Source organism: Streptomyces sp. NBC_01723 (genome assembly GCF_036246005.1).
GTDB lineage: Bacteria > Actinomycetota > Actinomycetes > Streptomycetales > Streptomycetaceae > Streptomyces.
The window spans coordinates 3,623,528-3,636,918 of sequence record NZ_CP109171.1 but is presented as its reverse complement, the minus strand read 5'-3'; the positions used below and the strand labels follow the sequence as shown (position 1 = coordinate 3,636,918).

At 72.8% G+C, this 13,391-nt stretch carries 12 protein-coding genes; 6 read left to right on the top strand and 6 right to left on the bottom strand.

What is annotated here, in order from left to right:
- Positions 1–20 precede the first annotated feature (20 nt).
- Both OIE75_RS16635 and OIE75_RS16630 read right to left on the bottom strand, forming a co-directional pair.
- Positions 21–533 carry a DUF2771 domain-containing protein gene (locus OIE75_RS16635; RefSeq protein ID WP_329471354.1) on the bottom strand — a complete coding sequence of 171 codons (513 nt, stop codon included), beginning with the start codon at positions 531–533 and terminating at the stop codon, positions 21–23.
- A 58-nt stretch (positions 534–591) separates the two neighbouring features.
- Complete coding sequence (locus OIE75_RS16630) at positions 592–1,983, bottom strand: MFS transporter (protein ID WP_307013238.1); 1,392 nt, start codon at positions 1,981–1,983, stop codon at positions 592–594.
- A gap of 344 nt (positions 1,984–2,327) precedes the next feature.
- Between OIE75_RS16630 and OIE75_RS16625 the strand changes: the two genes are divergently transcribed.
- Together OIE75_RS16625 and OIE75_RS16620 are read left to right on the top strand one after the other, a co-directional pair.
- Entirely contained in the window at positions 2,328–3,254 is a 927-nt protein-coding gene (locus tag OIE75_RS16625) for a DUF3027 domain-containing protein (protein ID WP_307013236.1), read from the top strand.
- A 296-nt stretch (positions 3,255–3,550) separates the two neighbouring features.
- Positions 3,551–6,700 (top strand): sacsin N-terminal ATP-binding-like domain-containing protein, encoded by a 3,150-nt coding sequence (locus OIE75_RS16620; RefSeq protein WP_329471353.1) that lies wholly within the window; start codon positions 3,551–3,553, stop codon positions 6,698–6,700.
- Positions 6,701–6,890: 190 nt separating this feature from the next.
- Here the strand turns inward: OIE75_RS16620 and OIE75_RS16615 are convergent, their stop codons facing one another.
- Positions 6,891–7,145, bottom strand: coding sequence for a DUF2530 domain-containing protein (locus OIE75_RS16615; protein ID WP_307013233.1), 255 nt, complete (start codon positions 7,143–7,145; stop codon positions 6,891–6,893).
- A 198-nt stretch (positions 7,146–7,343) separates the two neighbouring features.
- Here OIE75_RS16615 and OIE75_RS16610 point away from each other — a divergent pair, with 198 nt between their 5' ends.
- The gene (locus tag OIE75_RS16610) at positions 7,344–8,801 is read left to right on the top strand and encodes an NCS2 family permease (RefSeq protein WP_307013231.1); all 1,458 of its coding nucleotides are present in this window, start codon (positions 7,344–7,346) and stop codon (positions 8,799–8,801) included.
- A 10-nt stretch (positions 8,802–8,811) separates the two neighbouring features.
- Here the strand turns inward: OIE75_RS16610 and OIE75_RS16605 are convergent, their stop codons facing one another.
- The gene (locus OIE75_RS16605) at positions 8,812–8,994 is read right to left on the bottom strand and encodes a ribbon-helix-helix protein, CopG family (RefSeq protein ID WP_064728497.1); all 183 of its coding nucleotides are present in this window, start codon (positions 8,992–8,994) and stop codon (positions 8,812–8,814) included.
- Positions 8,995–9,150: 156 nt separating this feature from the next.
- On the opposite strand from OIE75_RS16605, the gene OIE75_RS16600 reads away from it, so the two are divergent.
- Both OIE75_RS16600 and OIE75_RS16595 read left to right on the top strand, forming a co-directional pair.
- Complete coding sequence (locus tag OIE75_RS16600) at positions 9,151–9,588, top strand: MarR family winged helix-turn-helix transcriptional regulator (protein WP_114527826.1); 438 nt, start codon at positions 9,151–9,153, stop codon at positions 9,586–9,588.
- A 27-nt stretch (positions 9,589–9,615) separates the two neighbouring features.
- Complete coding sequence (locus OIE75_RS16595) at positions 9,616–10,983, top strand: MFS transporter (protein WP_307013227.1); 1,368 nt, start codon at positions 9,616–9,618, stop codon at positions 10,981–10,983.
- 12 nt (positions 10,984–10,995) lie between these two features.
- Here OIE75_RS16595 and OIE75_RS16590 read toward each other — a convergent pair whose 3' ends face one another.
- The gene (locus tag OIE75_RS16590; protein WP_122619641.1) at positions 10,996–11,583 is read right to left on the bottom strand and encodes a Uma2 family endonuclease; all 588 of its coding nucleotides are present in this window, start codon (positions 11,581–11,583) and stop codon (positions 10,996–10,998) included.
- A 116-nt stretch (positions 11,584–11,699) separates the two neighbouring features.
- Here OIE75_RS16590 and thpR point away from each other — a divergent pair, with 116 nt between their 5' ends.
- Positions 11,700–12,272 carry an RNA 2',3'-cyclic phosphodiesterase gene (gene thpR / locus OIE75_RS16585; RefSeq protein WP_329471352.1) on the top strand — a complete coding sequence of 191 codons (573 nt, stop codon included), beginning with the start codon at positions 11,700–11,702 and terminating at the stop codon, positions 12,270–12,272.
- Between the two features lie 121 nt (positions 12,273–12,393).
- On the opposite strand, the gene OIE75_RS16580 is transcribed toward thpR, so the two are convergent.
- The gene (locus tag OIE75_RS16580) at positions 12,394–13,386 is read right to left on the bottom strand and encodes an aldo/keto reductase (RefSeq protein WP_307013222.1); all 993 of its coding nucleotides are present in this window, start codon (positions 13,384–13,386) and stop codon (positions 12,394–12,396) included.
- Between the last annotated feature and the right edge of the window lie 5 nt (positions 13,387–13,391).

Sequence of the window (13,391 nt, the reverse complement as noted above, 5' to 3'; positions counted from 1 at the left end):
AACGCGCGCGGGGGACGTGGTCAGTCGTCCTTCTTCAGCTTGAAGGACCACAGACCGGTGGCCGACTCGCTGTCGTCCTTGCCGTCGCCGGCCTTGATGGTGACCAGCGTGGAGTCGCCCTGGGCGCCGTACTGGGCGTTGAAGAACACGCTGCCCGGGACCGTCCGGTAGGTGTTGTCCGTGTCGTCGGTGAGCTGCTGACCGTTCATCAGGATCGTCCAGCGCTCGTCGGCGACCTCCGGGTCGACGCCGAAGCGGACCGTGTCGTCGGCGTTGACGCTGATGGACTTGACCTTGTCGTTCTGGAGGCACTTCTGGATCTCGGCGGTCTCCAGGGTTTTGCCGTGCCCGCCGCATTCGGCCTCGGAGCTGACCGAGTCACTGCCGACCGTGACCGTGGCCATGGGCGTGGGCTTGTCACAGGCGGACAGCAGGAGCAGTCCGGCGGATACCGCGCCGGCGGCGGCGACGGCGCGGCGGCGCCGCACAGCGCCGTGTCCGAGGGCGGCAGTGCCGCGGAGCAACGTGGTCATGGGCGAAGGCTATCTGGCGCCCGCGGCCTGCCCCCCACCTGGGTACGGCGTGGCGTGATCACGCCACCCTGGGTCTGCTCGGCCCGCCGTGCCGCGCCGAGCCGACCAGACCCCGTACGGTCGTCAGCCACCCGGCGGCGATGATCGCGGCGCCCACCGACAGGCCCAGCGTGCCGTTGAGGGGCAGCACGATGCCGACCGCGCCGCCGAGCACCCAGGAGACCTGGAGCAGCGTCTCCGAGCGGGCGAACGCGGAGGTGCGGACGAGTTCCGGCACGTCCCGCTGGATCAGCGCGTCCAGGGACAGCTTGGCCAGCGCCTGCGCGAACCCCGCGACCGCCGCCAGGCACGCCACCAGGACGGCGCTGAAGAACACCGCGGCCGTGACCGCCGCGCCCAGCACGATCGCGACCACCGTCACGATGATGATCTCCGGCGCCCGGGACCGCAGCCACGCCCCGACCGCCGTGCCCAGCGCGTTGCCCGTTCCGGCCGCGACGCCCACGATCCCCAGGGACACGGCCGCGCTCTGCCCGGACAGCGGGTGCACCCGCAGCAGGAAGGCCAGGAAGAAGATCAGGAAGCCGGTCAGGCAGCGGATGGCGGCGTTGGCGGCCAGCGCGTGCGTCACCGCCGGGCCGACCGTGCGCAGCCCCGGCCGCTTGCTCCGCTTGCGCAGCGGACCGTGCAGGTGGTCCTCGTCCGCGGCGAGCAGGGCCCGGGCCTCACCTCGCGCGGAGTCCACCGTGTGCGGCAGCGTGAACGACAGCACGGTGCCCGCCACGAAGATCACGAACGCGCCGTACAGCGGCCAGCGCGGCCCGACCTGCTGGAGCCCCGCCCCGATCGGCGCGGCCACACCGGTGGCGAGCAGCCCGCACAGCGTGACCCGCGAGTTCGCCTTGACCAGGGAGAAACGGGGTGGCAGCAGCCGTGGCACCACCGCGCTTCTGACCACGCCGTACGCCTTCGAGGCGACCAGCACACCGAGCGCGGCCGGGTACATCTCGATGCTGCCGGTGATGACCGCCCCCGACAGCACCAGCGCGAGCAGCGCCCGCGCGGCCATCGCGCACGCCATCGCCGCGCGGCGCCCGTGCGGCACCCGGTCCAGGAGCGGGCCGATCACGGGCGCGAGCAGCGTGAACGGCGCCATGGTGATGGCCAGGTACAGCGCGACCCGGCCGCGCGCCTCGTCGGTGGGGACGGAGAAGAAGACGGTGGAGGCGAGGGCGACAGTGATCATGACGTCCCCGGCGCCGTTCACCCCGTGCAGCTCGATCAGTTTGCCGAGGCCCGACTCGCCGGCCCCGTGCGCGTGCGTCGCTTTCCGGATGCCGCGCGCGGTCCCGGTCACCGGAAGGCGAAGAGCGCGGCCGAGCGCGCGGAACCGCGGGCCGGGGCCACGCCTCCGGCCCCCGCCCTTGAACTCCGTCCGTGCGGCTGCCACCCCGTCATAGTGCCCCGAGAGCGGGTGCTATAGCGTCCCATCGGCACGGATGGCGGTGATCGAGTCGGGTGACACGGACGCCGGGGCCGGGTGGGAAGAGCGGACCGTACCCCGCCGAAACTCCCGTCGGTGTAGGCCCAGCGCACATGAGCAGGTAGCGTGCCTAGCGCGCCGTGGCGAACGTTCTCGGCCGCGCGCCTTACGGCCATCCCGCAGAATGGATGGCGTAGGTGTGCCCGAGCGCGATCGGGCGCGGACGTCGACGCGGTCCACAGGTCCGCTCCGTCCGCCCCTCGCAGGCAGCGGCGCACTCGTGAGACGGCGTATGGAGAGAAGCGATACCTGTGAGCGCAGCGACAACGCGAAGCCGCACCCCTGACCGCCTGTGCGCCGAGGCCCTCGACCTCGCCCGCGCCGCAGCCGAGGAGGCCGCCGCCCCCGGCGTCGTCGGCGAGCACGAGGGCCTGGTGTCGGAGGGCGACCGGGTCGTCACCCACTACTTCGCCTGCAAGGAGATGGGCTACCGCGGCTGGCGCTGGGCCGTGACCGTGGCCCGCGCCTCCCGCGCCAAGATCGTCACGGTGGACGAGGCGGTGCTGCTGCCCGGCCCCGACGCGCTGCTCGCCCCCGAGTGGGTGCCGTGGAGCGAGCGGCTGCGGCCCGGCGACATGGGCCCCGGCGACCTGCTGCCCACCGACGCGGAGGACCTGCGTCTGGAGCCCGGCTGGACCGGCGAGGACGAGCCGCCGCCGAACTCCGCCGTCTCCCACGAGATGGCCGACCTGGTCGAGGCCGAGGACGCGGAGGTGACCGCCGGACCGCCCGCCGAGCTGACCACCGTGCCGGCCCGCGGCACCATCTCGGCGGTCGCCGAGGAACTGGGCATGCGCCGCACGCGGGTCCTGTCCCGGTACGGGCTGCACGTCGCCGCCGACCGCTGGGAGGACGGCTACGGCCCGAAGACGGCGATGGCCCAGGCGGCCCCCGCGTCGTGCGTCAGCTGCGGCTTCCTGGCCCGGATCGGCGGCTCGCTCGGGCAGGCCTTCGGGGTGTGCGCCAACGAGTTCTCCCCGGCGGACGGGCACGTGGTGTCGCTGGCCTACGGGTGCGGGGGGCACTCCGAGGCGGCGGTCATGCCGAAGCCGCCTCGGGTGGCTCCGCCGGTGATCGACGAGACGCGGGTGGATCCGTTCCCGCTGCGGCCGGCGTCGGACTCGGGGTCCGTCTCCCTGGCGGAGGACGAGGCTTCGGCGGAGCTGGGGCATTCGTAGGTCGCCTCGGTGCGGGTGCGTCCCTTGGGGCGGGGATGCGGGTGCGTCCGTAGCGGGGTAGGTGCGCGTCCGTCGTGGCTCGCGTCCCCGGGGGCTGCGCCCCCGGCCCCCCATCGGCCTTGACGGCCTCGTCCTCAAACGCCGGACGGGCTGGATGGTGCGGCTCGGGCTGGATGGTGCGGCTCGGGCTGGATGGTGCCGCCCGAGCCGGATGACGGCGCCCGCCGGAGGAATCCCGGGCCGGTGAGGAAGTCTCCTCGCGGTACCTTCGTGGTCCGTCGATGAGGAGAGTCACCGTGAGCATGTTCGTGCAGCCTGCCGCCGAGGGGGCCGATCCGTTCGGTACGGGACGTCTTCGGCGCGGGGTGCTGGACGCCTGGGCCACGAGCCCGGCCCGGTTCCGTGAGGACGCCAACGCGGAGGAGGACCTCGTCCTCGGCGGCTACCGCGACCGGCTGGTCGTCGAGCTGGCGCAGAACGCCGCCGACGCCGCCGCCCGGTCCGGCGTGCCGGGGCGGCTCCGGCTGACCCTGCGCGACGGCGTCCTCGTCGCCGCCAACACCGGCGCCCCGCTGGACGCGACCGGCGTCGAGTCGCTGTCCACGTTGCGCGCCTCCGCCAAGCGGGACGCCGGGGACAGCGCCGTCGGCCGGTTCGGGGTCGGCTTCGCCGCCGTCCTGGCCGTCACCGACGAGCCCGCCGTCGTCAGCCGGCACGGCGGGGTCCGCTGGTCCCTGGCCGAGGCCCGCGACCTGGCCGCCGACACCGCCGCGCACAGCCCCGGCCTGGGCGACGAGATCCGGCGGCGCGACGGGCACGTCCCGCTGCTGCGGCTGCCGTTCTCCGCCGAGGGCAGCGCCCCCGGCCCCTACGACACGGCCGTCATCCTCCCGCTGCGCGACACGGCCGCCGCCGACCTCGCCGAACGGCTCCTGCACGCCGTGGACGACGCCCTGCTGCTCGCCCTGCCGGGCCTGGCGGAGGTCGTGGTCGAGGTCGCGGACGACGTCCGCACGCTGTCCCGGCGCACCGAGGGCGCCCTCACCGTCGTCGAGGACACCAGCGAGGGCACCACCCGCTGGCGCACCGCCGCCGCGCACGGCCCGCTCACCCCCGACCTGCTCGCCGACCGGCCGGTCGAGGAACGGCTGCGCCCGCACTGGTCGGTGACCTGGGCGGTGCCGGTCGACGCCGACGGCGCCCCGGCACGGCCCCGCACCAGCCCCGTGGTGCACGCGCCCACCCCCAGCGACGAGCCGCTCGGCGTGCCCGCCCTGCTCATCGCGTCCTTCCCGCTGGACTCCACCCGCCGGCACGCCGCGCCCGGCCCGCTGACCGGCTTCCTGACCGAGCGGGCCGCTGACGCCTACGCCGGGCTGCTCGCCGACTGGCGCCCGGTCACCGCCGGTCTCATCGACCTCGTGCCCGGCCCGCTGGGCAAGGGGGAGCTGGACGGCGCGCTGCGCCAGGCGATCCTCGAACGGCTGCCGCGCACCGCCTTCCTCCCGCCCGCCACGGAACCCGGCGACGATCCCGACCTGCCCGAGTCCCTGCGCCCGCGCGACGCCGAGGTGGTGGAGGGCGCCGGCGCCGACACCGTGCGGGTCCTCGCCGAGGTGCTGCCGACCCTGCTGCCCGCCGGGCTCGAACGCCGGGTGGAGCTGCGCACGCTCGGCGTCGCCCGGGTGCCGCTGACCGACGCGATCGACCGGCTGGCCGGCCTGGAGAAGGACCCGGGCTGGTGGCACCGGCTCTACGACAGCCTCGCCGGCGTCGATCCCGACCGGCTCTCGGGGCTGCCGGTACCGCTGGCCGCGGGCGCCTCCCAGGGCTTCGGGACGGGAGCGGTGCGGACCACCATCGGGCCCCGGCAGGTGCTGCTGCCTTCCCCGGAGGCCGCCTCCCTCGACCCGGAGGTGCTCACCCGCCTCGGACTGAAGATCGCCCACCCGGACGCCGCCCATCCGCTCCTGGAGAAGCTCGGCGCCCTCCCGGCCACCCCGCGTGCCGTGCTCACCACCCCGCAGGTCCGGGCCGCGGTGGCCGCCTCGCTGGAGGACGACGGCGGCGCGAACTGGGAGGAGGACGCCCTCGACGCCGAGGAACTGGCCGACACCGTCCTCGGCCTGGTCCGCGACGCCGGACTCGACGCCGGGGACGAGCCCTGGCTGGGCGCGCTCGCCCTGCCCGACGAGGACGGCGAACTCTCCCCGGCGGGCGAACTCGTTTTCCCCGGCGGCCCGTTCGCGCGGGTCATGCGCGAGGACGAGGTCGCCGCCGTGGACGCGGAGCTGGCCGAGAAGTGGGGGGAGGACGCGCTGGCCGCCTGCGGTGTGCTCGTCACCTTCGCCCTCGTCCGCGCCACCGACGTCGTCCTCGACCCGGACGAACTGGAGCCCCGCGAGGGGGACTTCGCCGAACCCGACGACGCCGGGCTGCTGGACGCCGTGGACGTGTGGAGCGAGGACGTCCTGGACCGCTTCCCGGACACGCCCGTGCCGCCGGTCGCCACCGAGATCGTCGCCGTGCGCGACCTGGACCTGGTGGACGACGACCGGTGGCCCGAGGCCCTCGCCCTGCTGTCCCGGCCGCCCCTGCGCGACGCGCTCGTCCAGCCGGTCCGCGTGCTGCTGCCCGACGGCACCCACGAGGTCGTACGGCCGTACACCGCGTGGTGGCTGCGCGGGCACCCGGTGCTCGGCGGACGGCGCCCGGCCGGACTGCGCGCGGCGGGCTCCGACCCGCTGCTGCGGGGCCTGTACGACGAGGCCGACGCCTCCGGCTTCGAGGACGAGCAGGTGCTGCGGGCGCTGGGCGTACGCACCTCGGTCGCCGCGCTCCTCGACGAGCCCGGCGGCGCGGCCGAACTCCTCGACCGCCTCGCCGACCCCGGCCGCCCGGTCACGGCCGCCCAACTGCACGCCCTGTACGGCGCGCTGGCCGAACTGGACCCGGAGCAGGTCACCCTGCCGGACGACGTGCGGGCCGTGGTCGACGGCGAGGTGCGCGTGGTGGACGCCGCCGACGCGGTCGTGGTCGACTCGCCGGACCTGCTGCCCTTCACCTCGGGTGTGCCGCTGCTGCCGGTACGGCCGGCCCGGGCCGCCGAGCTGGCGGAGCTGTTCCAGGTGCGGAGGCTGAGCGAGTCCGTCACCGGGCGCGTGGACTCCGAGGGCACCGAGCACGACGTGCCGGAGCCGGTGCGGGTGCTGCTCGGGGCGCGGACCCCGGCGTCGTACGTGGAGCACGAGGAACTGGTCGTCGACGGCGTGGAGATCGACTGGCGGCTGACCGACGACGGGGCGTTGCACGCGGCGACGCTGGAGGGGGTCGCCGCGGGGCTGGCCTGGGCGGCGGGTCAGTGGCCGCGGCGGTTCGAGGTCGCGGCCCTGCTGGAGGACGAGTCGCGCACGGAGGAGCTGGCCAGGGACCGTTGGTTCGACTGACGGTTCCGGCTCGTGGGTTGGTGCCGCGCCGTCGTGGCCGTTCGCGCAGTTCCCCGCGCCCCCTGCGGCATCACCCTCAGGCCGGGAAGCGGTGGCCCACCCGTCGCCACAGGAGTTCCAGCGAGGCCGCCGCCACCACCGCGACACCCGCGGCGGCCACGGCATCGTCATCCCTACAGCTGCGCAGGTCCTACGCGTCGTCCCGCGCCGCCCGCCGCAGGGCGGCCTCGCGGCCCCGGACGTACCAGATGCCGATCAGCCCGAGTCCGGCTCCGGCCAGGCAGGTCCACACCCACCAGGTGTGGCCATGATCGTCGAACCAGCCGTAGAACGGGAGCTGCACCAGGAAGAGGACGAACCACAGGACGGTGCCGCCGACGATGGTCGGAACCACGGGGCCCTCCAGGGGCGCCGGTGCCTCGTGCGTGGGTGTCCACTTCTTCATGCGTACAGCTTACGAGGAGCGGGCGAACGGGTTGTCGGCGCGGCGCCCTCGGGGTCTACGCGCGGAGATAGCGATCCCGGGCTCATACGTTCATACTGAACCCGTTTGTCTCTGACCACTTTCTTTCGTAGAAAACTCCAAGCGCAGAAACACCGACAAGGCCGTGGGGGAACCTGCTGTTGGTGATGAGGTCTCCGCATGCCCACCTCGGCCTCCGCCAAGGTCCCCCCGTCCCCCGAGTCGCCGGAGGACCGGCGACCCCCGCAGAACGGCCTCGACCGCTACTTCAAGATCTCGGAGCGCGGCAGCACCCTGCCCCGTGAGATCCGCGGCGGCTTCGCCACCTTCTTCGCGATGGCGTACATCATCGTGCTGAACCCGATCATCCTGGGCAGCGCGAAGGACATGTACGGCAACCAGCTCGACAACGGTCAGCTGGTCACCGCGACCGCGCTCACGGCCGCGTTCACCACGCTGCTGATGGGCGTCATCGGCAACGTCCCGATCGCGCTGGCCGCCGGTCTCGGCGTGAACTCCGTCGTCGCCCTCCAGCTCGCCCCGCGGATGTCCTGGCCGGACGCCATGGGCATGGTCGTGCTGGCCGGGTTCGTCGTCATGGTGCTGGTCGCCACCGGTCTGCGCGAGCGCGTGATGAGCGCCGTGCCCTACGGCCTGCGCAAGGCCATCGCCATCGGTATCGGCCTGTTCATCCTGCTGATCGGCCTGGTCGACTCCGGGTTCGTGACCCGGATGCCCGACGCCGCGCAGACCACCGTCCCGCTCCAGCTGGGCACCGGCGGCCACCTGGAGGGCTGGCCGGTGCTGGTCTTCGTGCTCGGCGTGCTGCTGACCCTCGCGCTGATCGTCCGCAAGACCCCCGGCGCCATCCTCATCTCGATCGTCGTGATGACCGTGGTCGCGGTGATCATCAACGCCGTCGCCGACATCCCCTCCTGGGGTCTGACCACGCCCGAGTGGCCGGGCAACCCCGTCGCCACGCCCGACTTCGGGCTGGTCGGCGAGGTCAGCCTGTTCGGCGGGTTCGAGAAGGTCGGTGTCCTGACCGGCGTGCTGTTCGTCTTCACCGTGCTGCTGTCGTGCTTCTTCGACGCCATGGGCACGATCATGGGCGTCAGCGACGAGGCCAAGCTGACGGACGGCGAGGGCCAGATGCCGGGCATCAACAAGGTCCTGTTCGTGGACGGCGTCGCGGTCGCCGCGGGCGGCGCCAGCTCCGCCTCGGCCACCACCTGCTTCGTGGAGTCCACGGCCGGCGTCGGCGAGGGCGCCCGGACCGGCTTCGCGAACATCGTCACGGGCGGGCTCTTCGCCCTGGCGCTGTTCCTCACCCCGGTCGCCACGATGGTCCCCTCGCAGGCGGCCACCCCGGCGCTGGTCGCGGTCGGCTTCCTGATCCTGGCCGGCTCGGTCCGGGAGATCGACTGGTCCGACTTCACCATCGCGATCCCGGCCTTCGTGACGATGCTGATGATGCCGTTCACGTACTCGATCACCAACGGCATCGGCATGGGCTTCATCACCTTCTCGGTGCTGCGCCTGGCGGCCGGACGGGGCCGCGAGGTCCCGGTCACGATGTACGTGGTGTCGGCGGTCTTCGCCTTCTACTACCTGATGCCGGCCCTCGGTCTGACCTGACCGGTGGGGCTCAGGTGACCCCGTAGAACCGTTCCGTCTCCTCCACGGCGGACTGGAACCGCTCGTCGAAGTCATCCCGAATGAGCGTCCGGACGACATAGTCCTGGACGCTCATTCCCCTTTTCGCCGCATGGTGCCGGAGCCGTTCGAGCAGCTCCCCGTCCATCCGCAGGCTGAGCACGCTGGTCCCCATGCGGTCGAGGGTCGCCCGCGCCGGCCGGGTGATGCTCCGATTTCCGGAAACGACTCACTCGTACGGGTGAACCGTGGGTTTCGGTGGCGGGCGTCACGGGCACGCGGGCGGTTGTGCGGTGGTATTTCGCGAGACTAATGAGTTAGGCTAAGGAACATGCCGGACCTCAAGCATGGCGACGACGCCGCCGCCGTGAACTCCCTGCGCTCCGCCGTGATGCGGCTGTCCCGTCGGCTCAAGCACCAGCGGGTCGACGAGTCGCTCAGCCCGACCGAGATGTCGGTGCTCGGCACCCTGTCGCTCTGCGGCAGCGCGACCCCGGGCGAGCTCGCCCGCAAGGAACACGTCCAGCCGCCCTCGATGACCCGCATCGTGGCGCTGCTGGAGGCGAAGGGCCTGGTCCGTCTCGAGCCGCATCCCGAGGACCGGCGTCAGAAGGTCGTGACGCAGACCGAGCAGGCCGTGGTGATGCTCGAGGAGAGCCGCCGCAAGCGGAACGCGTTCCTGGCCACGCTGGTCGAGGGACTCGACGAGGACGAGTGGGCGAAACTGCGCGCCGCCGCCCCCGTGCTGGAGAAGCTCGCCCACAAGTAAGCAGTTCTCGCGAGGAGGCGAACCCTTTTGAGTACGGGATCCGGAGCAGCTTCCGCCCCCGCACCTGACGGCCACGACGACCCGACCACCCCCGACACCCCCCGTACGTCCCGGACCTCGATGTTCGCCTCCCTGAGGGTCAGGAACTACCGCCTGTTCTTCATGGGCCAGGTCGTCTCCAACATCGGCACCTGGATGCAGCGCATCGCCCAGGACTGGCTGGTACTCAGCCTCACCGGCTCCTCGGCGGCCGTCGGCATCACCACCGCCCTCCAGTTCCTGCCGATGCTCCTCTTCGGCCTCTACGGCGGGGTCCTCGTCGACCGCCTGCGCAAGCGCCCCACGCTGCTGGTCACCCAGTCGGCGATGGCCCTGACCGCGCTCTTCCTCGCCGTCCTCACCCTGACCGGCCACGTCCAGGTCTGGCACGTGTACGTCGCCGCCTTCGCGATGGGCCTGGCGACCGTGGTCGACAACCCGGCGCGGCAGTCCTTCGTCTCCGAGCTGGTCGGCCGGGACCAGCTCCAGAACGCGGTCAGCCTCAACTCGGCGAACTTCCAGTCCGCCCGGCTGGTCGGCCCCGCCGTCGCCGGCCTCATGATCACCGGAGTGGGCACCGGCTGGGCGTTCCTCGCCAACGGCCTCTCCTTCGTCGCGCCGCTCAGCTGTCTGCTGCTGATGCGCGCCCGCGACCTGCACGCCGTACAGCGCGCCCCGCGCGGCAAGGGACAGCTGCGCGAGGGCCTGCACTACGTCGCCGGGCGCCCCGAGCTGATCTGGACCATCACCCTGGTCGGCTTCATCGGCACCTTCGGCTTCAACTTCCCGGTCTTCCTGTCCGCCTTCGCCGACGACGTCTTCGACGCGGGCGCCGGGGCGTACAGCCTCTTCAACACCCTCATGGCCGTCGGCTCGCTGGCCGGCGCCCTGCTCGCCGCCCGGCGCGGCACGGCCCGGCTGCGGGTCCTGATCGCGGCGGCGGTGGCCTTCGGCGCGCTGGAGATCGTGGCGGCGACGGCACCGGGGCTGTGGCTGTTCGCGCTGCTGATGGTCCCGATCGGCGTCTTCAGCATGACGGTCAACGTCACCGCCAACACCAGCATCCAGATGTCCACCGACCCGGCCATGCGGGGCCGCGTCATGGCCCTGTACATGATGGTCTTCCTCGGCGGCTCCCCGGTCGGCGCCCCGATCGTCGGCTGGGTCACCGACACCTACGGCGCCCGGGTCGGCTTCGCCGCGGGCGGCGCGGTGGCCGCCACCGCCGCGATCGTCATCGGCCTGGTCCTGGCCCGCGTCGGCAACCTGCGCCTCTCGGTCGGCTGGCACCGCGGCCACCCGCAGGTGCGGTTCGTGCCGCGGGAGCGGCGGGAGGAGCTGGCACCGGCGGCATGACCGGCCTCCGGGTCAGTCGCGGGGGAAGTCGTCGGTCTTGAGGGTGAGACCGACGGCGGTCCCGGTCAGGTCGACGTCCTCGCCGAAACCGAAGCTGACGCGCCCGTGATACTTGCCGTCCGCCGGCAGGGTGTGCAGATGCCATTCCTCGGCATACGGGTCCACGATCAGATACACCGGGACCTCTGCGGCGGCATAGGCGTCCTTCTTGGGGCCGTGGTCGTTGCCGGCAGTGCTCCGGGAGATGACCTCGGCGACGAACTCGACGTCCTCGGGGCGCCAGTGGCCCTTGTCGTCCTTCGCAGCCCCTTCGGCCAGGGCCACGACGTCGGAGGCGAAGCCGTTGAGGTAGCCCGGGTAGTCCATACGGACGTCGGACTTGACGCGCTTGCGTGGGTACTTGGTGCGGAGCTGATCGTAGATGTCCGCGATGATGTCCCAGTGGGCGTCCCGCTGCGGCGTCATGAAGATGTGCCCCCCGACGATCTCGGTCTTGTATCCCTCGGGGACGGGCAACTTCTCGAGCCACTCGAACATGACGTCCAGAGTCAGCTCGGCGCTCTCTTCGGCCATCTCGATCCTGTCGTCAAGGACGGTCATCGTGGCGCTCCTCCCCGGCTGCCCCCGACGCGAGTGCAGCCGCGCGGTACAACGATACGCACGGTGACCGGGACAAGCGCGGGCGTACGCGTGTTCCCCGGGGGAGACTGGTCGGCATGAGACTGTTCGCCGCCGTCCTGCCCCCCGAGGACGTCACCGCCGCCCTCGCCGCCGAGGTGGACGCGCTGCGGAGGCTGCCGGGGGCGGACGGGCTGCGGTGGACCGGGCGGCCGGGATGGCACTTCACGCTCGCGTTCTACGGGGAGGTGGACGACGGACTCCTGCCGGAGCTGTCGGCCCGGCTGGAGCGGGCCGCGCACCGCACCGGACCCTTCGGGCTGGCGCTGCGCGGCGGCGGCCACTTCGGGCACGGGCGGGCCCTGTGGGTGGGGGCGGAGGGCGATCTCGCGACGCTGCGGCTGCTCGCCGAGCGGGCGGAGTCGGCGGGGCGCAAGGCGGGCGTCGCGCCGGGGGAGCACCGGCGTTACAAGCCCCACCTGACGCTGGCCCGCAGCCGGGAGGCGCACGACGTACGGCCCCACCTCGCGGCGCTGGACGGCTTCACCGGCCCGGCCTGGACCGTGACGGAGCTGGTCCTGGTCCGCAGCCGGCTGCCGAAGTCCGGCGTGCCGGGGGAGCAGCCCCGTTACGAGGCGGTCGGCCGCAGTCCGCTCGGCGCCTCCGGTTAGGCTCAAAGGCGTGGACCCGAAGACCCGTAACCGGATCATGGCCGGTGTACTCGTGCTGATGCTCGTGGTGGTGGCGGTGGCGGCGGCGCTGGGCTGACCGGCCGCCGCCCCGCTCACCCCGCTACCAGGCGAACGCCTCCGGGGACGGTCCCGGACCCGGGAAGATCTCGTCCAGCCCGGCCAGCAGCTCGTCCGACAGCTCCAGCTCGACGGCGCGCAGCGCGGAGTCGAGCTGCTCGGCGGTGCGCGGACCCACGATCGGGCCGGTCACGCCGGGCCGGGTCAGCAGCCAGGCCAGGGCCGCCTCGCCGGGTGCGACGCCGTGCTTGTCGAGCAGGTCCTCGTAGGCCTGGATCCGCGCCCGGCCCGCCGGGTCGGCCAGGGTGTCGGCGGCCCGCCCGGAGGCCCGCCGTCCGCCCTGCACCTCCTTCTTGAGCACGCCGCCGAGCAGCCCGCCGTGCAGCGGCGACCAGGGGATGACCCCGAGGCCGTACTCCTGCGCGGCCGGGATGACCTCCATCTCCGCCCGGCGCTCGGCCAGGTTGTACAGGCACTGCTCGCTGACCAGGCCGATGGTGCCGCCGCGCCGGGCGGCGGTTTCGTTGGCCTGGGCGATCTTGTACCCGGGGAAGTTCGACGACCCCGCGTACAGCACCTTGCCCTGCTGGACCAGGACGTCGATCGCCTGCCAGATCTCGTCGAAGCCGGTGGCGCGGTCGACGTGGTGGAACTGGTACAGGTCGATGTGGTCCGTCCGGAGCCGCCTGAGGCTGGCGTCGACCGCCCGCCGGATGTTCACGGCGGACAGCTTGTCGTGGTTGGGCCACGCCTCGCCGTCGGCGGCCATGTTGCCGTACACCTTGGTGGCGAGGACGGTCCGGTCGCGCCGGTCGCCGCCCTTGGCGAACCAGTTGCCGATGATCTCCTCGGTACGGCCCTTGTTCTCGCCCCAGCCGTACACATTGGCGGTGTCGAAGAAATTCAGACCGGCCTCCAGCGCCGCGTCCATGATGGCGTGGCTGTCGGCCTCGTCGGTCTGCGGACCGAAGTTCATGGTCCCGAGGACGAGCCTGCTGACCTTGAGTCCTGTGCGTCCCAGCTGCGTGTACTCCATGCTCT

Bases quoted from the DNA above. Each gene is read 5' to 3' on its own strand.
- OIE75_RS16615 (WP_307013233.1), bottom strand. From the start codon at position 7,145: ATGAAGAAGTGGACACCCACGCACGAGGCACCGGCGCCCCTGGAGGGC.
- OIE75_RS16590 (WP_122619641.1), bottom strand. From the start codon at position 11,583: ATGACCGTCCTTGACGACAGGATCGAGATGGCCGAAGAGAGCGCCGAG.
- OIE75_RS16600 (WP_114527826.1), top strand. From the start codon at position 9,151: ATGCCGGACCTCAAGCATGGCGACGACGCCGCCGCCGTGAACTCCCTG.
- OIE75_RS16635 (WP_329471354.1), bottom strand. From the start codon at position 533: ATGACCACGTTGCTCCGCGGCACTGCCGCCCTCGGACACGGCGCTGTG.
- OIE75_RS16605 (WP_064728497.1), bottom strand. From the start codon at position 8,994: ATGGGGACCAGCGTGCTCAGCCTGCGGATGGACGGGGAGCTGCTCGAA.
- OIE75_RS16580 (WP_307013222.1), bottom strand. From the start codon at position 13,386: ATGGAGTACACGCAGCTGGGACGCACAGGACTCAAGGTCAGCAGGCTC.
- thpR (WP_329471352.1), top strand. From the start codon at position 11,700: ATGAGACTGTTCGCCGCCGTCCTGCCCCCCGAGGACGTCACCGCCGCC.
- OIE75_RS16610 (WP_307013231.1), top strand. From the start codon at position 7,344: ATGCCCACCTCGGCCTCCGCCAAGGTCCCCCCGTCCCCCGAGTCGCCG.